Genomic DNA, 25,583 nt, shown 5'->3' on the forward strand with positions numbered 1-25,583 from the left:
GTGGTCACACCGGCCGGATCAGGCCAGATCGAACCGATCCGCGTTCATGACCTTGTTCCAGGCGGAGACGAAGTCACGTACGAACTTCTCCTTCGCGTCGTCGGCCGCGTACACCTCGGCCACCGCGCGCAGTTCGGAGTTCGAGCCGAACAGCAGGTCGTAGCGGGTACCGGTCCACTTGACCTCGCCGGTCGCGGTATCGCGGGCCTCGAAGGTCTCCTGCGATTCGTCGATGGACTTCCACTCGATACCCATATCGAGCAGGTTCACGAAGAAATCGTTGGTCAGCGTCCCGACGTTGCCGGTGAACACACCCTGCGGCGACTGCTTGTAGTTCGCGCCCAGCACCCGCAGGCCACCGACCAGCACGGTCATTTCCGGCGCGGTGAGGTTCAGCAGGTTCGCGCGGTCGATCAGCAGGTGCTCCGACGGCAGCCGGTGGCCCTTGCCGATGTAGTTGCGGAACCCGTCAGCGCGCGGTTCGAGCACCCCGAAGGAATCGATATCGGTCTGCTCCTGCAACGCGTCGTTACGACCGGGCGTCACCGGCACGGTGACCTGCACGCCCGCCGCCTTCGCGGCCTCCTCCACACCGGCGGCGCCGGCGATCACGATCAGGTCGGCCAGCGTTACCTTCTTGCCGCCGGTCTGGGCGCCGTTGAACGATTCCTGGATCTTCTCCAGGGCGCTCAGTACGGTCGCCAGCTGCTCGGGTTCGTTGATATCCCAGCTCTTCTGCGGTTCCAGCCGGATGCGGGCACCGTTGGCGCCGCCGCGCTTGTCACTGGACCGGAATGTCGACGCCGACGCCCACGCCGTGGACACCAGCTGCGGCACGGTCAGGCCCGTGGCCAGCACCTGCTCCTTGAGCGCGGCGATATCGGCCTCGTCGATCACTTCGAAATCCACGGCCGGGATCGGATCCTGCCAGAGCAGTACCTCGGAGGGAACCTCCGCGCCGAGGTACCGTTCGATCGGGCCCATATCGCGGTGGGTCAGCTTGTACCAGGCGCGGGCGAAGGCGTCCGCGAACTGGTCCGGGTTCTCCAGGAAGCGACGCGAGATGACCTCGAACTCGGGGTCGAAGCGCAGGGCGAGGTCGGTGGTCAGCATCGTCGGCTTCTTGCGGGCATCCGAATGCGCGTCCGGGATGATCGCGTCGGCGTCCTTGGCCACCCATTGGTTGGCGCCGGCCGGGCTCTGGGTGAGCTCCCATTCGTAACCGAACAGGATCTCGAAGAAATCGTTGGTCCACTGGGTCGGCTTGGTGGTCCAGGTGACCTCCAGGCCACTGGTGATCGCGTCGCCGGCCTTACCGGTGCCGTGCGTGCTCTTCCAGCCGAGACCCTGCTGCTCGATGAGCCCACCCTCGGGTTCGGCGCCGACCAGCGCGGCATCACCCGCGCCGTGGGTCTTGCCGAAGGTGTGGCCGCCGGCGATCAGCGCGACGGTCTCCTCGTGGTCCATCGCCATCCGGCCGAACGTTTCCTTGATGTCCACGGCCGAGGCCAGCGGGTCCGGATTACCGTTCGGGCCTTCGGGATTCACATAGATCAGCCCCATCTGGACCGCACCCAACGGGCTCTCCAGATCGCGGTCACCGGTGTAGCGCTCGTCTTCGAGCCATACCGATTCGGGGCCCCAGTAGACGTCCTCGTCCGGTTCCCACAGATCGGCGCGGCCGCCGGCGAAGCCGAAGGTCTCGAATCCCATGGACTCCAGCGCGACGTTACCGGCGAAGATCATGAGGTCGGCCCAGGACAGCTTCTTGCCGTACTTCTTCTTGACCGGCCACAGCAGCCGGCGGGCCTTGTCCAGGTTGCCGTTGTCGGGCCAGCTGTTCAGCGGCGCGAAACGCTGCATGCCGCCACCACCGCCGCCGCGGCCGTCGATGGTGCGGTAGGTGCCGGCGCTGTGCCAGGCCATCCGGACCATCAGCGGGCCGTAGTGGCCGAAGTCGGCGGGCCACCAGTCCTGCGAGTTGGTCAGGATCTCGGTGATATCGCGGCGGACCTCGTTCAGGTCGAGGGTCTCGAACTCCGTCGCGTAGTCGAAGTCGGGCTCCATCGGATCCGAGGCGGGCGCGTTCTTGCGCAGGATCTTCAGGTTGAGCTGGTTCGGCCACCAGTCACGGTTGCCGGCACCTGTGGTCGGGTGTTTGGCCGTGAACGGGCATTGGCCTGTGGTGCTGTCGGACACTGCGTTCCTTCCGGTGAAACAGGGGTCATTTCGGGCTGGGCGATACGGAACAGTCGGGGCACAGGCCCCAGTAGATGACCTCGGCTTCCTCGATGGTGAAACCGTGGTCGTCGGCGGCGGTCAGGCACGGGGCGGGGCCGGTGGCGCAATCGACGTCGGCGATCGCGCCGCAGCTCCGGCACACGAGATGGTGGTGGTTGTCGGCGACCCGGGTCTCGTACCGGGCCACCGAGCCGGTGGGCTGGATACGGCGCAGCAGGCCGGCGGACGTGAGCGCCCGCAGTACGTCGTACACGGCTTGGTGCGACACCGCCCCCAAGGATTCACGCACCCGGCCGATGATCGAGTCGGTATCGGAGTGCGGGCGCTCGTGTACCGCGCTCAGCACCGCCAGCCGCGGCGCGGTCACACGGAGCGCGGCCTCGCGCAACATGTTCTCGAACTCCGCGGTCGTGGTCACGACTCGGAGCTTACCGTTTTTCTTGAATGAATCAAGTATTAGTTCGAATCAAGATTCGAGCGCGCACGGTAAGCCCGGATCGGCCCGGCTACTCGGGATACGATGCTTCGACTTCACGAACGACGCCGATCCGCCCGGAGGATATATGCGCTCCACGGTCCGCCGCAGGGTTATCGCCGCAATCGGTACGGCCGCCTTCGGCTGCGCCGGCCCGGCAGCGACAGCGGCCGCACAACCCACCTACTACCACCCCGAGATCAGTCACTGCGACCACCTGTTCCGAACCCCGCTGGAGGCGCCGAGGCCCGGGGCCGCGGTGTACTGGAGCCCGTTCGGCAGCACCGGAATCGTGTGCTACGACAACGGAACCGGGGTCGCGGACTACTACCAGCGCGATCCCTCCGGCGCCTGGCACGATATGAACGAACTCGCTCCCGGCCAGTTCTTCTACAGCCTCTTCACCACCGGGGTACCCGACGCCGCCCACTGGCGCTGACGCCGCCCGGACGGCCGCGGGAACCGGCAAGATCACCCGGCCGAGGAGTGCGCCACCCCGCCCGGCGAGATCGCGCCGTCACCGCGGTAATACCGAGGTATTATGGTGGCAGTCGTGGAGTACGAATGGCACGCGTCCAGCGAACCGTTCCTTCGGCACTTCGAGGTCGCGGCCTGGGAAGTGGTGGAGGTGCTGTACTCGCCGCGGCGGTGGTCGCGTCCGGCGACCACCGCTCAGGGACTGGCGGTGCTCACCGTATGGGGCCGTACCGAGGACGGGCGGCCACTGGTGGTGGTCCTGCGACCGCGTTCGCACCCCGACCGGTGGCAGATCCTCATGGCCGCACCCATGGGGGACCGTCAGCTCGCCGAATTCACCGCATGGGAGGCGACCCGAGATGAATAACGAACACGACCCCGGTTTCCCGCGCAGCGCCGCCGAAGCCGAACAGTTCCTCGACGGGCTGGCCTTCGACGACACCGCGCAGGTGCCGCCGCTCCCGCCGGCCACCGACGAGGTCGAACGCGGGATGGTCACGACCTCGCTGAAACTCCCGCAGGATATGCGCGAGCGCATACGCGAGGTCGCCGCGGCGCACTGCCTCACCCCGTCGATGCTGATCCGCCAATACATCGAACTGGGCCTGTCCAGTGAACAGCCGGAGCGCATGATTCCGTTGTCGGACGCCATCCGGGTGCTGTCCAGCCTCCGGCCCACCGCCTGAGCCCTGCCGCCGCCATCCACCGGGCGCGCGGCGATCGCGCATGCCCCCTGCCCTCCCGTTCGCGCTCTCCCGCCCGGACCCACGGGCACACACCCTCGATCCCTCCGCGCCCACCCGGTGGACCGCGGACATCTCCGGCCGAACCATTCCGCAATCCGCACCGTCCGACCGATTCCGGACCGTCTGCCGAATCGCTTGGCAAGCCCAAGCACCGTTTCCACTTGCCATGCCCTGCAATGCGGCCTTATGCAGGCTGTCGGGACCCGGCGTTTGCGGACCTCGCTCGCCCTCGCTTATTATGGCGTTCCGAAGCTGGTCGTCGAGATTATCGAGAATGCACTCCGACGACTGCCGGTCCGATTGCCCGAAATGTGGGCCGATCGGCACAACCAAGGATTCTCCCGATTGTCGGGGTCGCGGAGAATCGACCGGGACAACAGGCGTAATGGTTAGCCACGGCCGAAGGCGATTTGGTGCAGCCTATGAATACCGACGATGTTCGCTTCCTGATCAGCGGCCCCGACATGATTCCGAGCCACATCTGTGACCTGCATGTTTCCCAACTACGGGACGGTAACGATGCGTGCACACGCAGTGCGGACCGCGAAGACGGCGGGCCCGCCGGGTGGCGGTTGCGTAGCCATCCGGCCCGTCGAAGAACGGCGCAATACCTGGTGCTTTCCAGCGGATTTCCGGCACATACGGCCGACCGGTGGATGAGCCCGGAATTTTATAACCGCCGGGTATAGGTCAGCTCGCTTTATTTCCTTTCGGGATCGAATTCGCGGCCCGGTGGGCCCACCGTCCGTCATCGCCGATGGGCAAAAGTCTCGATTCGACGACATAAATTGTTGTTCCAATGAAATCCCCTGCGCATTTCAGGAGCAGTGAACCGGCTTTTCGGCCGGTTTCCCCCGATGCCGGGAAAATGGAGGACAGGTGACCCAGTCCAAGCGCAACACAGACGGCCGGGGCCGATCGGATTCCTCGGAGATCGGCTCGTCCGCGACAACAGGCCACTCGGCGTCGGGTAACGATTCGGATGCGCGGCCGGGCGCCGTCACATTCACCGGCCCGCCCCGCCGCGACGTCCTCCCACTGTCGGCCGCCCAGCGAGGGATCTGGTTCGCACAGCATCTCGCGGGTTCGTCGCCGATCTCGGTGGCCCAATACGTCGAGATCGTCGGTGAACTGCAACCGGACCTGCTCTTGGAGGCCTGCCAGGCCGCCGACCGCGAATTCGGCCCCGGGCACCTCCACCTGATCGAAATCGACGGCGAACCGTGCCAGTATGTCGACGAGACGGCGGGATCACCGGCCACGGTGGTGGACCTGCGTCGCCGTAGCGACCCGGTCGCGACCGCGCACCGCCTGATGGTCGAGGACTATTCGGCGCCGCTGGACCTGCTCGGCGACTACCTCATGAAATGCGTCGTGTACCAGGTGGGCGACAACCACTACCTGTGGTATCAGCGCGCGCACCATATCGCCCTGGACGGGTTCGCCGCGGTGACGATGCTGCACCGCATCACCGAGCTGTACAACGCGTGGGTACACGGTGCGGACGCACCTCCGGCCACCGCGAAATACCTGGGCGACATCATCGAGCAGGACCTCGCCTACCGGGGATCGGAGCGCTTCGACAACGACCGCAAGTACTGGACCGAACACCTCGCGGGCGCCCCGCCCGTGGTCAGCCTGGGCGGACGCGTCAGCAAACCCACCATCCACCCCGAACTCGTGAGTGTCTCCCTGCCGGAGGACACCGCGCGCCTGCTGGACAGTGTGGTCACCGCGCGCGGTACCAGCGTCACCCCGATCGTTGTCGCGGCGTTCGCCGCCTACCTGGCCCGGATGACCGGAAGCGACGAGGTACTGCTAAGTCTGCCGGTGTCGGGCAGGCATTCGGCGGTGCTGCGCCGTTCGGGTGGCATGGTCGCCAATGTGGTGCCGTTGCGCGTACAGGTCGCCGACCGTGCCGTCGGGGACCTGATCGACGCCACCCAGGGCGAATTGACCAGCGCGCTGCGCCGGCAACGCTACCGCCAGGAGGACATCTTCCACGATATGGGGATCGCCCGGGACGAGGCGGCCTCGTTCGGTCCGGCCGTGAACCTCATGATGGTGGACAACGAGATCGTGCTGGGCCAGACGACCGGCCGTCTCCATGTGCTCACCTCCGGCCCGACCGCCGACCTGTTCGTCAACATCTATCCGGGTGCGGGCCGCGACAGCACCCATATCGATTTCCAGGGCAACCCGAACGTCTACAGTGCCGCCGAACTCGCCGCGCACCACCGGCGTTTCCTCATGTTCCTGCACGAGTTCCTCGCCGGCGGAACAGAGAACAGGGTCAGCGCGCTACCGCTGCTCGAAGCGCGGGAACGGGCCGCGCTGCTGCCCGTGCGGGGCCCCCACGGCACCGGCACCCGGCTGCTGCCCGACATCCTGGCCGAGACCGCCCGCCGCCACGGTTCCGGCAGCGCGATCTCCACCCCCGGGCGCACGGTGACCTACGACGAACTGGACACCAGGTCCTCCCGGCTGGCCCGCCATCTCATCGCGCTGGGAGCCGGACCCGAAACCGCGGTGGCGATTCTGCTGCGACGCTCGGTGGATTCGGTGGTCGCGGCCTGGGCCGTCGCAAAAACGGGCGCCGCCATCGTGCAGATCGACCCGGAGTATCCGCCCGCCCGGATCGAGCACATGGTCACCGACAGCGGCGCCTCCGTGGCGATCACCGTCGACGACCACACGGAACGGTTGCCGCAGCAGGTGCGCCGCGTCGTGCTCGACGATCCCGGCGCCCAGCGGGAATACGAGTCCTACGCGACCGACCCGGTCACCGACGCCAACCGGATCCGACCCCTGCGACCCGCCGACCTCGCCTACCTGACCTACACCTCCGGATCCACCGGGCTTCCGAAAGGCGTGCAGGTCACCCATACCGGGCTGGCGAACCTCATCGCCGACCGCAGCGACACCTACGGTGTCGACGCGGCCGCGCGCGTGTCCTACGCTCTCTCACCCAGTTTCGATGCCTCGCAGGAACAGTTCCTCACCTGCTTCGCTTCCGGCGCCACCCTGGTGATCGTGCCGCCGGAGGTCATCGGCGGCGAACCGCTGACCCGGCTGCTCGCCGAAGAACGCGTCACACACCTCACGCTGACCCCCGCCGTGCTGGCGACCGTCGACCCCGAGCCGCTCACAGATCTGCGTGTCGTGGTGGTCGGGGGCGACGTGTGCCCGCCGCATGTCATCGAACGGTGGACCGGGTCCTGGTCGATGTACAACGAATACGGTCCCACCGAGACCACCATCACCGCCGCCGGCGCGCCCATCGAACCCGATCGTGACCTCACCGTCGGCGGCCCGATCCGCGGCGTCTCCGCCATGGTGCTGGATCGTGCCCTGCAACCGGTCCCCAAGGGCACCGCCGGCGAACTGTATCTGGCCGGGCCGGGTCTGGCACGCGGCTACAGCCACCGTTTCGGCGAAACCGCGGCCCGTTTCGTCGCCGACCCCTACGGCGACCCGGGGGACCGCATGTATCGCACCGGCGACCTCGCGCGCTGGTCCGGGAACAGCGACACGATGACGCTGGAACTGATGGGACGCAGCGATTTCCAGGTCAAGATCCGCGGCTACCGGATCGAACCGGGGGAGATCGACGCCGCGCTCACCGGACACGCCGACGTGGACCTGTCGGTTACCGTGCCGGTGCGGAACAAGGCCGGCGCGACCGTGCTCGCCACCTATGTCGTTCCCGTGCACGGCCGCCGGATCGACACCGTCGAACTGCAGCGCTACGCCCGCGAAGCCCTGCCCCCGCATATGGTCCCCGCGGTGATCCTGCCGCTGGACAGCCTGCCCGTGAACGCCTTCGGCAAACTGGATCGCAAAGCGCTACCCGAACCCGATTTCGGGACCGCCCCGGCCGGTCGGGCTCCGGCCACGCCCCGGGAGAACCTGGTGGCCGGCCTGTTCGCCGAGGTTCTCGGGGTCGCACAGGCCGGCGCCGACGACAGCTTCTTCGCGCTCGGCGGCGACAGCATCCTGTCGATCCAGCTGGTGGCGCGCGCCAAGGCGGTCGGGTTGAGTTTCTCCACCCAGGATGTGTTCGATGCCAAGACCGTCGCCGGGCTGGCCGCCGTGGCGACCGACGCCGGGGACGAGCCACGGCTGGCCGAACTCCCGGGCGGTGGGGTCGGGCCGATGCCGCTGTCGCCGATCATGCACGCCATGCTCGGCCGCGGCCACTACAACCGGTTCGCGCAGGCCACTCTCGTGCAGCTCCCGGACGGCGTCGAGCACGCGCACCTGATCCGGGCCCTGCAGGCCGTGCTGGACCGGCACGACATGCTGCGCGCCGTACTGCGCGGCGCCGAATCGCTGGACCGGTTCGTCGATGTCCTCGACCGCGGGACGGTCGATGCCGCCACCGCGCTGACCACGGTGCCCTTGACCCGCCGGGACGCCGCCGAGGTCGACAGTCACCTGCAGGCGGCCGCGGACCGGCTGGACCCCGCCGACGGGGTACTGCTGCAGGCCGTCCGGCTGCAGGACTCCACCGGCCCCGACCTGCTGTGGCTGGTGATCCACCATCTCGCCGTCGACGCGGTGTCCTGGCGTCTCCTGCTCACCGATCTCGCGCAGGCCTGGGCCCAGATCATCGAAGGCGGCGAACCACAGTTCCCGGCGCCCAGCACTTCGGTGCGACGCTGGGCGCACGGCCTGGTCGAACAGGCGCCCGCCCGGCGCGCGACGGAACTCGGGCTGTGGCGCGGTATCCACGAACTGGGCGACCGGCTGCTCGGGCCACGCCGCCTGGACCCGCAACGCGATGTCGTGGCGACAGCGGGCCGCGTCCGGATCCGGATTCCCGCCGATATCACCGAGGCGGTACTCACCACCGTCCCGGCCCGCTACCACGGCAACGCCAACGACCCGCTGCTGACGGCGCTGGCGCTGGCGCTGGGTGAGTGGCGGCGCCGGCGCGGTATGGCCGCCGGCGCGGAACTGATCTCGCTGGAAGGCCACGGCCGCGAGGAACAGGCGGTGCCGGGCGCCGATCTCAGCGCCACGGTGGGCTGGTTCACCACCCGGTTCCCGATCCGGCTCGAACTGCGCGATATCGACACGGAGGAGGCGTTCGCCGGTGGAGCGGCCGCGGGACGCGCCGTCGAGCAGGTGAAGGAGCAGCTGCGGGCGGTGCCGGACAACGGCATCGGCTACGGCATGCTGCGCTGCCTCGACCCGCAGGGCAGCACCGAGCTGGGGAGCTCACCGGACCCCCAGATCAGTTTCAACTATCTGGGGCGGGTGGGTGTCCGCGAACATTCGGGGGCGTGGACACCCACCCGTGAGTTCACTTCGCTGACCGCGACGAGCGACCCCCGGATGGCGCTGCCCGCGCTGCTCGATATCAACACGATCGCCGAACCGGGACCCGACGGCCTCGAACTGGACGCGACCTGGGAGTTCGCCGCACAGGTGCTCGACGCCACGGAGGTCGACGAACTCGCCGGCCTGTGGGTGCGGGCGCTGCGCGCCCTGGCCGGCCATATCCGCTCCGAATCCGCGGGCGGATTCACTCCCTCGGATTTCCCGCTGGTCACCGTGACACAGGACGAGATCGACCACTGGCTGCGCGACTATCCGTCGCTGACCGATGTGTGGCCGCTGACCGCGCTGCAGGCCGGGTTGCTGTTCCACGCCATCTACGACCGCGACACCACCGACGGTTACACGGTGCAGGCGGCGCTCACCTTCGCCGGAGACGTCGACGCGGACCGGATGCAGTGGGCCGCCCAGGCACTCGTCGACCGCCACGACAGCCTGCGCACCGCGTTCGTCGAAAGCGCGGGCGGGCCCCGGCAGCTCGTACTCGACGACACCCGGGCCGACTGGCAGTACTCCGATCTCGGCGAGCTTCCCGACGCCGAGGCGCGCGACCGCGCCTTCCAGGAGCTCGCGGTCGCGGCCACGGCGCCGTTCGACCCGGCCCGTCCGCCGCTGCTGCGGTTCCATCTGGTGCGTACCGGCGCCGACGAATACCGGCTGCTGGTCACCAACCATCATCTCGTGCTCGACGGCTGGTCGATGCCGCTGCTGATCCACGAGCTGCTCGCGCTGTACGCGTCCGGCGACGAGAGCACCGAACTCGCCCCACCGCGCTCCTACCGGGATTATCTGCAGTGGCTGCACGGCCAGGACAGCGACGCGGCGACCGAGGCGTGGCAGCGGATGCTCTCCGGCGTCGAGAGCCCGACACGCGTCACCGGGCGCTCCGACCGGGTGGTCGGCGCGGACAGCGGCGAAACCGGCCGCGCGCTCGACGCCGCGACCACCGCCGCGGTCCTCGACCTCGGCCGCACCCACGGAGTCACCGCCAACACCGCCATCCAGGTCGCGTGGGCGCTGCTACTCACGACTCTGACCGGCCGATCGGATGTGGTGTTCGGCAACACGGTCTCGGAGCGTCCGCCCCATATCCAGGGCGTCGAGTACATGGTCGGCCTGTTCATCAACACCCTGCCGGTGCGGGTCCGCACCGACCCCCACGAGACCGTCGCCGACCTGCTCACCCGCGTCCAATCCGAACAGGCCTCGATGCTGGATCACCGGCACATCGGCCTGGCCGAACTGCAACGGGCCACCGGCATCGCCGATATGTTCGACACGGTGACCGTGCTGGAATCCTATCCGCTGGACCGCGAAGGACTGTCCCGTGATCTCGGTGCCGCCGGCCTGCGGCTCGTCGACATCGACGCCCAGGACGCCACCCCGTATCCGTTGAGCCTGCAGGTGACCCCGCCGGCGCGGGACGCCTCGGATACCGAGGAGAACAGCACCTACACGGTGACATTGCGTTTCGCCACCGACCATTTCGACACCGACACCGCCCGCACCCTGCTCGAACGGTTCGAACTGCTGCTGACCCGGCTCGTCACCGATCCGGGTCGCCGGGTCGCCGCCGTGTCCGCGGCCCGCGCCACCGAACGCGCGGAACTGCTCGTACACGGCGCGCCACCGGTCGGCGAACGCACCCTGCACGACATCCTGTCGGCCACCGCGCGCCGCCACCCGGACGCGACGGCCGTCCGCTCCGGTGACACCACCCTGACCTACCGCGAACTGGAACAGCACGCCGACGCCCTGGCCCGCCGGCTCATCGAACGCGGCGCCGGCCCCGAAACATTCGTGGCCCTGGCGCTGCCGCGGTCCGCCGAACTGACCGTCGCGATGTGGGCGGTGGCCCGCACCGGCGCGGCGTTCGTGCCCCTCGACCCCGCCAACCCGCCCGAACGCCTCGCGGAACTGCTGGCCGATTCCCGCAGCGCGCTCGGCATCACCGTCGAGACGGTCGTCCCGCATCTTCCGGCCACGGTGGACTGGCTGATCGCCGACCTCACCCGCACACCCGAATCCGGCACCGAACCGGTCACTCCCGCCGGCCTGCATCCCGGCAACGCGGCCTACCTCATCTACACCTCCGGGTCGACAGGTAAGCCGAAAGCGGTGCATATCGCCCACCGGGGCCTGGCAGATGTCGTCGCCGCCCAGGCCGAAGCATTCACCGCGACCACCGATTCGGTGGTTCTCCAGGTCGCCTCACCGGGTTTCGACGCCTGCGTTTCGGAACTACTGCTGGCCCACAGCAGCGGCGCCTGCCTCCTGGTGGCTCCGCCGGAGGTGTACGGCGGCAGCGATCTCCAAGACTTGCTGCGCGCCCAGCGGGTCACCCACGCCATCATCACCCCGTCGGTGCTGGGCACCATGGATCCGGCCGTCCTGCCCGCATTGGAGACGGTCGCGGTGGTCGGCGAGGCCACCGGATCCGACCTGGTGAATCGCTGGGCGCCCGGCCGCCGGCTGATGAACCACTACGGGCCGACCGAATGCACCATCTGGGCCACCGGATCCGCGGCGCTGCGCCCCGGCGAACCGGTCACCATCGGCGGCCCGATCCGCGGCGTGACGGCCGCGGTGCTCGACATGTGGCTGCGGCCGGTACCGGCCGGAATCGCCGGAGAACTGTATCTCGGCGGCCCCGGCCTGGCTCACGGCTACTACGACCGTCCGGACACCACCGCCTCCCGGTTCGTCGCCGACCCGCACTCACCCCACGGCGACCGCATGTACCGCACCGGGGACTCGGCGCGGTGGGTGCGCGGCCCCTCCGGCCCGGAACTGGAATACCTGGGCCGCAGCGACCAGCAGGTCAAAATCCACGGCCTGCGTATCGAACCGGGTGAGGTCGACGCCCACCTGACCCGGCACCCCGCCGTGGCTCGGGCGGCCACCGTCGCCCAGGACGGCCCGGCCGGCGAACCGGTCCTGGTGTCCTATGTCGTTCCCGCCCCCGGAACCACCGTGGATGTGGCGGCACTGCGCGACGACCTCGCCGGTTCGCTCGCCCCCTACATGAATCCCGCCGCGATCGTGGAACTCGACGCGATGCCCCTGACCCCGGTCGGCAAGATCGACCGCAGGGCGCTGCGCGAGCACGCGTTCCGCGCCGAGGAAACCCCGGGCCGGCCGCCGTCCACACCCGCCGAGCAGGTCGTGGCGCAACTGTTCACCGAAGTCCTGCACCTCGACACCGTCTCCGCCGACAGCAACTTCTTCGCCCTCGGCGGCGACAGCATCGTCTCCATGCGGCTGGTGGCGCTGGCCCGCGCGGCCGGGCTGACCCTCACCCCGCGCGATGTGTTCGAGGGCAAAACCGTCGCCGCCCTCGCCGCCATGGCCCGGCACGACACCGACGCCGTGACCGTCGAGGACCTGCCCCGCGGCGCGCACCGTATCGAGGACCGCGCCTACCGGCCGGCGGACTTCCCGCTCGTCACTCTCAACCGATCGGATATCGAGCATCTGGAACAGCGCTACGACGCCCTGGCCGATGTGTGGCCGCTGTCGCCCATGCAATCCGGGATCCACTTCCACTCCACCTTCGATCCCGACGCCGGCGACAACTACACCGTGCAGACGGTGATCGGCTTCACCGGCAGCGTCGACGGTGAACGCCTGCGGCAGGCCGCGCAGGCGGTGGTCGACCGGCACGACATCCTGCGCGCCGCGTTCGTGGAAACCGCCGCCGGACCGTGCCAGATCGTGCTCGACCGCGCCGAAGTCCGGTATCAGGAGGTCGATCTCGCGGTCCGCGGGGACGACCTCACCGCCGAATGGGATCGGATCGCCACCGCCGACGCGGCCGCCGGGTTCGACCTGTCGGCTCCGCCGCTGATCCGCTTCACCCTCATCCGCGCCGAATCCGGAGCGGCCCGGCTGCTGATCACCAACCATCATGTGATCCTGGACGGCTGGTCGATGCCGCTGCTGCTCAGAGAACTACTCGACTATTACGGCGCACCCGAACACATCGGCGGCGCCGGCGCCGCCCCCTCCTACCGCGACTACCTGACCTGGCTCACCCGCCAGGACCTCACCGCCTCCAAAGCCGCCTGGGCGCAGGCCTACGCGGACGTGGATTCGCCCACCCGCGTCGCCCGTGGCACCGGCCCGACCGATGCCACGGCCGCCGAGGTCACCGCCGAACTACCGGCCGATCAGCTCGCGCGCCTGCGCACCGTGGCCGCCGACACAGCCGTCACCGTCAACACGGCCGTCGCCGCCGCGTGGGCGCTGAACCTGCGCACCCTCGTCGGCGAAACCGACGTGATCTTCGGTTCCGCGGTGTCGGGACGCCCCCCCGAACTGCCCGGCGTCGATCAGACACTGGGCATGTTCCTCAACACGATCCCCGTCCGGGTCCAGCTCGACCCGGCGGCCTCACTGCGGGAATTGCTGACACAGCTGCAGGCCCAGCACGCCCGTATGCTCGACCACCACTACGTCGGGCTCCCCGATATCCACCGCAGCGCCGGCACAACCGAACTGTTCGATACCGCGATCGCCTTCCAGTCCTTCCCCGTGGACCGCCCCGCCCTGCAGCAACTCGTCGACTCCGCGGGCCTGCGCGTGGACGAGATCACCGGCGTCGACGCCACCCCGTACCCGCTGAGCCTGGTCGTCGCCCCGCAACAGGCCGAGCACGAGACCGGGCAGAGCCTGCACATCACCCTGCGGTTCCTCGACGACGCCTTCGACACCGCCCAGGCACACAGCATCCTCGACCGTTTCGTCGAACTGCTGCAGCGCATCGCCCACGACCCCGCCGCCCGGCTCGGCGAGCTCGCCCTGCGTAACCGGCAGGACCCGGTCCTGCCCGCCCCCCGCTCGCGGCACCTCCCCGGGAGCACCCTCGGCGGCCTGCTCGCCGCCACCGTGGCCGCCGACCCCGACGCCATCGCGGTCACCTCCGGTCCGCTCGCCCTGACCTACCGGCAGCTCGACGCCCGCGCGAACCATCTCGCCCGGCTACTGCTGCGCCGCGGCGGCCGCCCGGGCACCCTGGTCGCGGCCGCGCTGCCCCGCTCCCTCGACGCGATCGTCACCGTGTGGGCCGCCACGAAAGCGGGCGCCGCGTTCCTGCCGATGGACCCGAACCTGCCCGCCGACCGCATCGAATTCCTGCTGTCGGACTCCGGCGTCACCCTGGGTGTCACCGACGCCGCCTCCCGGCCGCTGCTGCCCGACCATGTCGACTGGCTGATCGTGGACACCGAAACCGCGGTCGCCGGCACCGACCCGGCACTGTCCGCGCCGGTCACCGACGCCGACCGCGGCGGCCCGATCCGTCCGGCGCATCCGGCGTACGTGATCTACACCTCCGGGTCCACCGGAACCCCCAAGGGTGTGCTGGTCGCCCACCGCGCCCTCCCCGATGTGGTGGCGGCGCAACGCCGGATACTCGGTGTCGGCCCCGCCGCCACCGTCCTACAGGTCGCCTCACCCAACTTCGACGCCTCGGTGTACGAACTGCTGATGGCGCACGGCTCCGGCGGCCGCCTGGTCATCGCGCCACCGGATGTGTACGGCGGACCGGAACTGGCCGCCCTGATGCGGCGCGAACACATCACCCACACCCTCCTGACCCCCTCCGCGCTGGCGACCCTCCCGCACGACGGCCTCGGCGAGCTGCGGGTGCTCGCCAGCGCCGGGGAACCGGTCGGCCCCGAACTGGTCGAGCGGTGGGCACCCGACCGCGCCATGGTCAACCTCTACGGTCCCAGCGAGACCACGATCTGGGCCACCGCGAACGCCGCGCTCACCCCCGGCGAACCGATCACCATCGGCGGGCCGGTAGGGCCGGTCGCGGCCGTGGTCCTCGACACGTGGCTGCGCCCGGTACCGGCCGGGGTCGCGGGCGAACTGTACCTGTTCGGGGACGGCCTGGCCGACGCCTATATCGGCCGCGCCGGGCTGAGCGCCTCCCGCTTCGTGGCCTGCCCGTTCGGCGAACCCGGCCACCGCATGTACCGCACCGGCGATATCGTGCGCCGCACCGACACCGACGAACTGGAATTCGTGGGACGCAACGATTTCCAGGTCAAGATCCGCGGCAACCGGGTCGAACTGGGCGAGATCGACGCCGTCCTCGGCGCGCGCCCGGATGTGGCGTTCACGGTGACCGTGCCGCGCCGCACCGAAGACCGGCCGGCAGTGCTCGTGTCCTATGTGGTGCCCGCCCCCGGCCACACCGTCTCCGGTACCGAACTGACCGCCGCCCTGACCGAAGCCCTCCCTGCCTATATGGTGCCCGCCGCGGTCCTCGTCCTCGACGAACTCCCACTGAACTCCAGCGGGAAACTGGACCGCGCCCGGCTCCCGGAACCGGTTTTCGCCACCCATGAGTACCGGGCGCCCTCGACACCGGTGGAAAACGTGGTCGCCGAAGCCTTCCGCCATGTGCTCGGCATCACCCGGGTGGGCGCCGACGACAACTTCTTCGAACTCGGCGGCGACTCGCTCAGTGCCTCACTGGTCGTGGCGCGCGTCGGAGCCACCCTGAACGTGCGGGTTCCGGTGCGGTCGATGTTCGAAGCACCCACCGTCGCCGGTCTCGCCGCGCACGCGGAAACCCTCACCGGCGGCGACCGGGTACCCCTCACCGCCGGAGTGCGCCCCGACCCCGTCCCGCTGTCGCTGGCACAGCAGCGGATGTGGTTCCTCAACCGCTTCGAACCCGACTCCGCCGCCTACAACATCCCGGTGATGCTGCGGCTGACCGGCGACCTGGATACCGAAGCCCTCGCCACCGCACTACGCGACGTCGCCGGACGCCACGAAGTACTGCGCACCATCTACCCCGAGACCGCCGGCGAACCCGAACAGGTGATCCTCGACGAACCCGAGATCACCCTGGACCCCGTACACGTCGACCCGTCCGTGATCCCCGACGTGGTCGGCGAATTCATGCGCCGCGGCTTCGACGTCACCGTGCAGGTGCCGCTGCGCGTCGAACTGTTCGCCCTCGACACCGCGGGGCACACCACGGAATACCTGCTGGTTCTGGTGGTGCACCATATCGCCGGCGACGGCCAGTCCATGGGCCCGCTGGCCCGCGACGTCATGCGCGCCTACGCCGCCCGCACCGCCGGGCACCCGCCGCTGTGGGAACCCCTGCCGGTGCAGTACGCCGACTTCGCACTGTGGCAGCGCCGGACCCTGGGCTCCGCGCAGGACCCCGCCTCGCTCATGTCGGCACAACTGGAGTACTGGCGCACCACCCTGGCCGGCGCGCCCGACCGCCTCGATCTCCCGGCCGACCGGCCCCGCCCCGCCGTCGCGTCCCTGGCCGGTGGCCGCGTCCCGCTCGATATCGGCGCCGACCTGCACAGCAAACTGACCGAACTGGCCCGCTCCCACGGCACCTCCCTGTTCATGGTCCTGCACGCCGCCCTCGCGGCAGTACTGGGCCGGCTGAGCAGCAGCGACGACGTGGTCATCGGTACCCCCGTCGCCGGCCGCGGCGAACCCGGACTCGACGACCTCGTCGGCATGTTCGTCAACACCCTGGTCCTGCGCACCCCCGTCCACCCCGGCGAGCCCTTCGCCGACCTGCTGACGCGCACGAAAGAAACCGACCTGCAGGCCTTCGAACACGCCGACGTACCGTTCGAACGGGTCGTGGAAGAACTGAAACCGGAACGCTCCGCGGACCGGCATCCACTGTTCCAGATCGCGCTGGCGTTCCAGAACCTGTCGTCGGTCGATGTGGTGCTGCCCGACGTCACCGTGTCCCGCGCCGACGTCGACACCGGCATGTGCCAGTTCGACCTGCAACTCGTCGTCTCCGACAACTACGGCACAGGCGGCGCGGCGCAGGGCATCTCCGGCATGCTGGTGTTCGCCCGCGACCTGTTCGACGAGTCGACGGTGGCCGGGTTCGCCCAGCGACTGATCCGGGTCCTGGAAGCAGTCGCCGACGATCCGGCGACACAGGTCGGTGATATCGACTGGCTGGACACCGACGAACACACCACGCTCGTCTCCCGGGTCGGACCGCGCCTCGAAGGCGCGCCCGCCCTGCTACCGGATGCGTTCGCCACCGCCGTCCGCGACAACGGCGACGGTCTCGCCCTCGTCGCCGGCGACACCGCGCTCACCTACACCGAACTCGACATCCGATCGAACCGGCTGGCCCGCGCCCTCATCCGGTACGGCGCCGAACCGGAGAACCCGGTACTCGTCGCCGCCACCCGGTCCGTGGCCTCGGTGATCACCTGGTGGGCGGTCGTGAAATCCGGCGCCACCTATGTGCCCGTCGACCCCCGCTACCCGACGAGCCGCATCGAACAGATGGTGTCCGACTCCGGCGCCGCACTCGGCGTCACGGTCGCGGCGGCACGCCCCGACCTCCCCGACTCCGTGAACTGGCTCGTCCTCGACGACGACACCGTCGCCGCGCAGATCGACACCCTGTCCGGCGCCCCCGTCACCGACGACGACCGGCGCGCACCACTGCGCGCCACCGACACCGCCTACATCATCTTCACCTCCGGCTCCACCGGTGTACCCAAGGGCGTCACCGTCGAGCACCGCGCCATCGCCGACTTCCTCGCCGCCCAGCACGCCGCCCATCACACCGGCCACACTTCCCGCATACTGCATTTCGCCTCCCCGTCCTTCGACGCCTCCCTGCTGGAGATCATGCTCGCGACCGGCGGCGCCTCCACCCTCGTGCTGGCCCCGGCCGGAATGTACGGCGGCAGCGAACTCGCCGACCTGCTGCGCACCCAGCACGTCACCCACGCCTTCGTGACCCCCGTCGCGCTGGCCTCCGTCGACCCCACCGGACTCGATGATCTACAGGTCGTCATGTCCGGCGGCGAGGAAGTGCCCTCGGATCTGGTGAACCGGTGGTCGGGTACCGACCGCGCCGGCACCCGCGAATTCCGGGTGCTGTACGGGCCGACCGAAACCTCGGTCGTGGCCACCGCCGCCCCGCACATGCTCCCCGGCGACCGGGTCCGGATCGGTGCCCCGCGCGCGGGTATGCGAGCCCTCGTCCTGGACTCCCGGCTGCAACCGGTACCGGTCGGCGTACCCGCGGAGCTGTACCTGGCCGGTCCCGGTCTGGCCCGCGGCTACCTGAACAGGACCGCGACCAGCGCCGCCCGGTTCGTCGCCTGCCCCTACGGCGAACCCGGGCAACGCATGTACCGCACCGGCGACGTCGTCCGCTGGAACGCCGACCACGACCTCGAATTCGTCGGCCGCAACGACTTCCAGATCAAGGTCCGCGGCTTCCGGGTGGAACTCGGCGAAATCGACGCCGTACTCGGCGCCCGCGAGGACGTCTCGTTCGCGGTCACCGTGCCACGCCGCGACGGCGGGGGGCCCGTACTGCTGGTGTCGTATGTGGTGCCCGCGCCGGGCGCGAGTATCGCCGGCGAAGAACTGGTCGCCGAGGCCGCCGCGGCACTGCCGTCCTACATGGTGCCCGCCGCGGTGATGGTGCTCGACACGATACCGCTGTCACCGAACGGGAAACTCGACCGCAAGGCCCTCCCGGCGCCGGTCCTGCAGGCCAGGCATTTCCGGGCGCCGTCCTCACCGGTCGAAGAGATCGTGGCCGGGGTGTACGCCGAAGTACTCGGCACCGACGGCCCGGTCGGCGCCGACGACGACTTCTTCGAACTGGGCGGCAACAGCCTGATCGCCACCCGCGTCGCCGCCCGCATCGGCGCCGCGCTCGACGCGTCCGTGCCCGTCGCGATGATCTTCGAAGCACCCACGGTCGCGAAACTCGCCGCCCGCGCCGAATCGCACGCCGACACCGGCCGGGTCGCGCTCACCGCCCAGCCTCGCCCCGACCATGTCCCGCTGTCCTACGCACAGCAGCGGATGTGGTTCCTGAACCGGTTCGAACCCGACTCCGCCGCCTACAGCATCCCGATCGTCATCCGCCTCACCGGGCAGCTCGACGTCGACGCCCTGCACGCCGCCGTCGACGATGTCATGACCCGTCACGAAGTACTTCGGACCGTCTACCCGCACCACGACGGCGAACCCGCGCAGGTCGTATTGCCCGCCGCCGACGCCGTACCACCCATGGCCGTCGCCCCCGTCGACCGATCCGAACTGGTGGACCGGCTCTCCACCTTCGTCTCCACGGTGTTCGACCTCACCACCGAGGTCCCGTTCCGGGTGCGGCTGTACGAGCTCGACCACGACGAGTGGATCCTGGCCGTGGTACTGCACCACATCTCCGGCGACGGATCATCACTGGGCCCGCTCGCCCGCGACATGATGGCCGCCTACTCGGCCCGACTGCACCAGGAACCCCCCGCCTGGCCGCCGCTGGCCGTGCAGTACGCCGACTACGCGATCTGGCAGCACACCGTCCTGGGTACCGAGCACGATACCGATTCGCTGCTGCGCGCCCAGATCGACTACTGGACCGGGCAGCTCGCCGACCTGCCCGCCCTGCTGGAACTACCCACCGACCGGCCGCGTCCGCCCGCCCCGACCTACGCGGGCGCCACTATGCCGATCGAACTCGACGCCGAACTGCACGCGAAACTGGAACGAGTCGCCCGGGCCCACAACACCACCCTGTTCATGGTCTTCCACGCGGCCCTGTCCGCCACCCTGGCCCGGCTCGCGCACACCGACGACATCGCGATCGGCACCCCGTACGCGGGCCGCGGCGAACCCGAACTCGACGACCTCGTCGGCATGTTCGTCAACACCCTCGTCCTGCGCACCCGGCTCACCGCGGGAATGACCTTCACCCAGCTGCTCGAACACGTACGCGGCACCGACCTGGCCGCATTCGGGCACGCCGACGTCCCGTTCGAACGGCTCGTCCAGGAACTCAACCCGGTACGCACCCCCGCACACCACCCGCTGTTCCAGGTGATGCTGGCCTTCCAGAACCTCACCACCACCGACTTCGAACTACCGGGCCTGTCGGTCTCGGCCGTCGAAGCCGACACCGGCACCTCTCTGTTCGATCTGCAGGTCACCGTCTCCGACACCTATGACGCCGCCGGTGCACCGACCGGTATCAGCGGCGGACTCACCTACGCCACCGACCTGTTCGACAAAGCGTCCGCCACCGGCATAGTCGACCGCCTGCTGCGCATACTGGACGCGATGGCCACCGACCCCGGCCGGCCCGTCCACGACGTCGACCTGCTCGATCCCACGGAACGCGACGCCGAACTGATCTGGTGCAACACCACCGCCTACCACCTCAGACGGGACGAAACACTCGCCTCCGCGTTCACCGCCTCGGTGCGCAGACACGCCGACCTGCCCGCAGTCACCATGGCGGACGAGACACTCACCTATGCGCAGTTCGCGTCCCGCGTCAACCGCCTCGCCCGGCTGCTGATCACACGTGGCGTCGGCCCCGAAACGCTGGTCGCGCTGCGGATGCCGCGCTCGCTGGATCAGGTCACCGCGATGCACGCGGTGCACGCGGCCGGCGGCGGATACGTTCCGATCGACCCGGACCACCCGGCCGAACGTATCGACTACATGCTGGCCACCGCGAACCCCGTCGTCGTGCTGTCCACCCTCGACGGGCTCGACCTCTCCGGCTTCGACGACTCGCCCGTCACCGACCGTGAACGCCGCGCGCCGCTGCGACCGGAGAACACCGCCTACGTTCTGTTCACCTCCGGCTCCACCGGGCGACCCAAAGGCGTGGCCGTATCGCACCGCGCGGTGCTCAACCAACTGCATTGGATCATCGGAGCCCACTCCCTGAAACCGGAGGATGTGGTCCTGCAAAAGACCCCCGCCACCTTCGACGTCTCGGTGTGGGAACTGTTCGCCACCCTGATGGCCGGGGCGCGGATGATCATCGCGCAACCGTACGGGCACACCGATCCCGCCTACCTCGCCGACACCATCGCCGCCCACCGGGTCACCCTCACCTCCTTCGTGCCCTCCATGCTGGCGGCATTCGCCGACACGGCCCCCGCTGCATCGCTGACCTCGCTGCGGGCGCTGCTCGTGGGTGGTGAGGCCTTCGGCCAGGACGTTGTGTCCGCCGCGCGCCGGGTGATGCCCGATACCGAACTGCACAATGTGTACGGGCCCACCGAATTCACCCTGCACGCCACCGAACACCTGGTCACCGACGCCGACCACGGCAACGTTCCCATGGGCACGCCGGTGTGGAACGTCCGCGCCTATGTCCTCGACAGCCGGCTGCAACCCGCACCTCCCGGAGTGGCCGGGGACCTGTACCTGGCCGGTGACCAGGCCGCCCGCGGATACCAGGATCGTCCCGGACTCACCGCGGAACGGTTCGTCGCCGACCCCTTCACCGCGGGCGAACGGCTCTACCGCACCGGCGACCTGGCGCACCGCCTCCCCAATGGTGAACTGGAATACCTCGGCCGCACCGACTCCCAGGTGAAACTGCGCGGCCTGCGTATCGAACTCGGCGAGATCGAGGCGGTACTGGCCGAACACGACAGCGTCGCCCGCGCCATCGTGGCGGTGCACACCGCCACGGCCGGGGACCAGCTCGTCGCCTACCTCGTCCCCGCGAACGGCGTCACCCTCGACCCTGCCGTGGTCCTCGCCCACGCCGCCACCGAACTGCCGGGCTACATGGTGCCCGGCACGGTCATGGTGCTCGACACCGTGCCTTACACGGCCTCGGGCAAACTCGACCGCGCGCGGCTGCCCGAACCGGAGTTCGCGGTCGGTGAGTACCGGGAACCGGCGTCCTGGCTGGAAAGTGAAGTGGTCCGCGCCTACGGGCACGTACTCGGCGTGGACCGCGTCGGGGCGGACGACGATTTCTACGCCCTCGGTGGTAACTCGCTACGGTCGGTGCAAGTGGTCAGCGAGCTGAAGAAGGAACTCGACTACGACGTTCCGGTCAGCTGGATCCTGTCCGATCCGAGCCCGGCCGATCTGGCCAAACGTATCGAATCGGGGATGCGCTCCGGCCACGCTCCCGCCGATGCGGCCGCCACCTTCGGTTTCGACGTCCTGTTGCCGATCCGGGCCGACGGTGACCGGCCACCACTGTTCTGTGTCCATCCCGCCTCGGGTCTGGCCTGGAGCTACCGCCCGTTTGCCGAGTACCTGGCGCCCGGCCGGCCGATCTACGGCATCCAGGCACCCCAGATCGGCGGCGAACTCCCCGGGCCGGCCACCATCGAGGACACCGCCCGCCGGTACTTCGCCGAGATCCGGACCGTCCAGCCGCACGGTCCCTACCATCTGCTCGGCTGGTCGCTGGGCGGTCAGATCGCGCATGCGATCGCCGTCGAGATGCGGGCGGCGGGGGAGCAGGTCGCCCTGCTGGCCCTGCTGGACGCCGAAGCCGCCGGCATAGATCCCGCGGAGGTCGTCACGGTGACCGCCGGCGAACTGATCAGCAACCTCGGCCCGGTCCTGGGCATCGATTTCGTGGACCAGGACGCGACCCCCCAGGAGGCGGCCGACCTCATCAGGCGACACCTCGGCGAGGGTTTCCCGGTCGATGCCGACATGATCCAGCGGATGACCGACGCCTACAACCAGTCCATGCGGGCAGCGAGTATCTGGCGGCCCCAGGTTCTCGACGCCGACCTGCTGTATTTCACGGCGACGGTGGACCGTCGTCCCGATGCCGCCGGCTGGGCGGGGTGGGCGCCGGTCGTCGGCGGGCAGATCTCGAATATCGATATCGAGGCGGCTCACCTGGCCATGACCGATCCGGCGGCGGTCGAGGAGATCGCCCGAATCCTCGACGAACGGCTCGATCGGTGAATCCGTAGACAATACCGACCGTTACGTAGGGTAATTTTCCTGGCGAATTTACAGCCAGGCGAAAAGCGTTGCCGTCTCCCGATACGTCCAGGTCAGCCGGTAATCCCCAGAACGCCAGGTCATCGGCCTAGACCAATGATTGTGATTCTTCCCCATGAGACCGAAGAACGATTGTGGCACAATACTTTCCGTGTCCCGGTCGGTCAACGGCAACTCTGCGGCAACGATGATGCCGCACGCTGAAGCGACCGCAAAATCGGCCCGGCGGAGCACCCACGTCACCGCCCGGCCGATCCCGGCGGACCGCCCGTCCCACCGGCCACCCCCGACGGACCGGCGGCGGCCGGAACCATCTCTCCGATCCCGGCCACGCATCGGGGTACCGCACACCCACACCGGCGCGCGGTACCCGACTCCCATCGGCCGGGCCGCGGTAAGAAGCCCCACGTGAAGGTGTGTGGCGCGACGAGTTCTTGACAGGTGATCCTCCGGCCCGGCGCTTCGGCCCCCGGCGGTGCCCGCGCGCAAGCGCGGCGACCGCCCGGTGCCCTGCGCCGGTGCCCGGTAGCGATGGCCCAGTATGCCCAACGGTGAACGAGTGACCGCTGGGACCGGAAATTAGTAGGAGGCGGTTATGGCTACCGACGCGTATGTGGAACAGACTTCGCTCGCCGAGATCATTCGGCACGGCAGTCCGGAGTTCCATCAGCAGCTGCAGAAAATCCTGATCAACCCGGACTACGACGTCACGGAGCAGCAGAGTCAGGAGCAGCGGCGTCTCAACGCCTACGACCAGCTGGGCGACCTCGTCAGGCAGATCGGCACCCGCGCCGTCGCCACCGACCTACCCAAACTGTTCGCCGTGTTCGACCAGTGCGCGGTATTGGCGACGGACCTGATCCCACTCATCTCCGGCCACTACAACCTGGCCTCGGGCAGCCTGGCCACCCTCACCGACTCCGACTCCGCCACGCCCTACCTCCTCGACCTCGACGACGCGTCCAGCGTCGGAGTCATGCTGCTCACCGAATACGAGTGCGGCTCCAACATCCAGTTCATGCGGACCACCGCCACCTGGGACGGCGACGGGTTCGTGCTCAACACCCCGGACCCGAGAGCACGCAAATTCATGCCCAGCGTCGGGATCGAAGTGGCCCGGGTCTGCGTCATCGGCGCACGGTTCATCGACGCCGCCGGCGTCGACCAGGGCGTCCACCTGTTCACCGCACGCCTGCGCGGCGCCGACGGCACACCCGCCCCCGGAGTGACCATCACCCAACTCGACCACCAGCCACTGGTGATCATGGACAACTCCGTCATCAGCTTCGACAACCTCCGGGTCGAACGCGACGCCTGGCTCAGCAACGACCTCGCCACCATCGACGACGACGGCGTACTCACCTGGCGTGACGAGGCCAGCCGCAAACGCGCATTCGCCTCGGCGATCAGCCAGCTCACCGTCGGACGCCTGGCACTGTCCTCCTGCCTGAACGCCGAAGCCCGCGCATCGCTCTACATCGCCCTGAACTACGCGAGCAGGCGAGTGGTTCCGATGACACCGACCGACAAGCCGTACATGCTCGACATCCCCCATGTGCGTGACACACTGCTCACCGATCTGGCCGGCACCGTCGCCCGCACCCTCTACGGCAACTCCGTGAAAACCTTGCTCGCGGGCAGCGACCTCACCGCCCGCGACACCGTCGTGTCGGTCATGCTGGCCAAGGACTTCATCCAACGGCACGCACTGCAGACGGTCACCGACTGCCGCGTGAAAATGGCCGCCCAAGGCATGTTCAGCGCCAACCGGGTCGCCAGCTACCTCGGTGTCTGTCACGCCGCCATGACCGGCGAAGGCGACGTCTCCGTCATGGGCTCGGTCGCCGGTCGCGTACTGGCCAAACAATTCACCGGCACCCAGCCGCCCACACCCATCCTCCACGACCCCGCCGACCCGGCAGACCGCGCACGCCTGTTCCACGCCCGGACACTCACCATCGCCCAGGAAGCACAACCGCACCTGAGCAACCCGGCACTCGAAGCTCGGCTGGAGATCATCCCGGACGCCTTGGAACTCGCGGAAGCCTACTGCGTCGAACAGGCTCTGCGAGTCCTCGACGAACACGCCGACCATCCCGAGATCGCGGCCGTCCGTGACGTCTTCGCCCTCGACCAGATCGACAAGCACGCGTCGTGGTACCTCACCCACGGACTACTCGACGTGGCCGCCGTGAAGGCGGTCAAACAGCAACTGCGCAGCGGACTGCTCTACGAGGCCATCGACACCCTCGCCGACCACCTGCCCGCCCTGCTGGCCGCTTTCGAATTCGACGACGAGATGCTCGGCGCCCCGGTGCTGGCCGATGACCTGGCCGCCGCCTGGGACTCGCGCTGCCACGATCGGCCCCGCGGCTGATCCTCCGGACACGCACACGGGCAGGACACCCCGCCGGGGTGCCCTGCCCGCGGCGTTCGTCACACCCGCACGACTCCACCGATGTGGTGAATGCGACGGTGTCCGAAGCGCGGCCGGAGCGGTCATTCGGGCGAATATGGGCGATATCGGCCGA

8 protein-coding genes are annotated in these 25,583 nt (G+C 69.0%); 6 read left to right on the forward strand and 2 right to left on the reverse strand.

Annotated elements, in window-relative coordinates:
• Positions 1-18: 18 nt before the first annotated feature.
• Positions 19-2,199: a catalase/peroxidase HPI gene (gene katG, locus IG75_RS0104845; RefSeq protein ID WP_030519931.1), complete on the reverse strand. Its 2,181-nt coding sequence runs from the start codon at positions 2,197-2,199 to the stop codon at positions 19-21.
• 25 nt (positions 2,200-2,224) lie between these two features.
• On the reverse strand, positions 2,225-2,632 hold the full coding sequence (locus IG75_RS0104850; RefSeq protein ID WP_373863723.1) for a Fur family transcriptional regulator: 408 nt from the start codon (positions 2,630-2,632) through the stop codon (positions 2,225-2,227).
• Between the two features lie 172 nt (positions 2,633-2,804).
• On the opposite strand from IG75_RS0104850, the gene IG75_RS0104855 reads away from it, so the two are divergent.
• The 6 genes from IG75_RS0104855 to IG75_RS0104875 all read left to right on the forward strand — a co-directional run bounded on the left by IG75_RS0104855 (position 2,805) and on the right by IG75_RS0104875 (position 25,429).
• Positions 2,805-3,155 carry a hypothetical protein gene (locus IG75_RS0104855; RefSeq protein ID WP_030519933.1) on the forward strand — a complete coding sequence of 117 codons (351 nt, stop codon included), beginning with the start codon at positions 2,805-2,807 and terminating at the stop codon, positions 3,153-3,155.
• Positions 3,156-3,257: 102 nt separating this feature from the next.
• Positions 3,258-3,560: a hypothetical protein gene (locus IG75_RS0104860; protein WP_063045219.1), complete on the forward strand. Its 303-nt coding sequence runs from the start codon at positions 3,258-3,260 to the stop codon at positions 3,558-3,560.
• Complete coding sequence (locus IG75_RS0104865) at positions 3,553-3,879, forward strand: hypothetical protein (RefSeq protein ID WP_030519935.1); 327 nt, start codon at positions 3,553-3,555, stop codon at positions 3,877-3,879. Before IG75_RS0104860 ends, IG75_RS0104865 begins: the two co-directional genes overlap by 8 nt.
• A gap of 482 nt (positions 3,880-4,361) precedes the next feature.
• Positions 4,362-4,628 (forward strand): hypothetical protein, encoded by a 267-nt coding sequence (locus tag IG75_RS38935; RefSeq protein ID WP_156058641.1) that lies wholly within the window; start codon positions 4,362-4,364, stop codon positions 4,626-4,628.
• 190 nt (positions 4,629-4,818) lie between these two features.
• Positions 4,819-23,013, forward strand: coding sequence for an amino acid adenylation domain-containing protein (locus IG75_RS0104870; RefSeq protein ID WP_030519936.1), 18,195 nt, complete (start codon positions 4,819-4,821; stop codon positions 23,011-23,013).
• Between the two features lie 634 nt (positions 23,014-23,647).
• The gene (locus IG75_RS0104875) at positions 23,648-25,429 is read left to right on the forward strand and encodes an acyl-CoA dehydrogenase family protein (protein ID WP_030519938.1); all 1,782 of its coding nucleotides are present in this window, start codon (positions 23,648-23,650) and stop codon (positions 25,427-25,429) included.
• The last annotated feature ends 154 nt before the right edge of the window (positions 25,430-25,583 follow it).

The organism is Nocardia rhamnosiphila NBRC 108938 (assembly GCF_000720425.1).
GTDB lineage: Bacteria > Actinomycetota > Actinomycetes > Mycobacteriales > Mycobacteriaceae > Nocardia > Nocardia rhamnosiphila.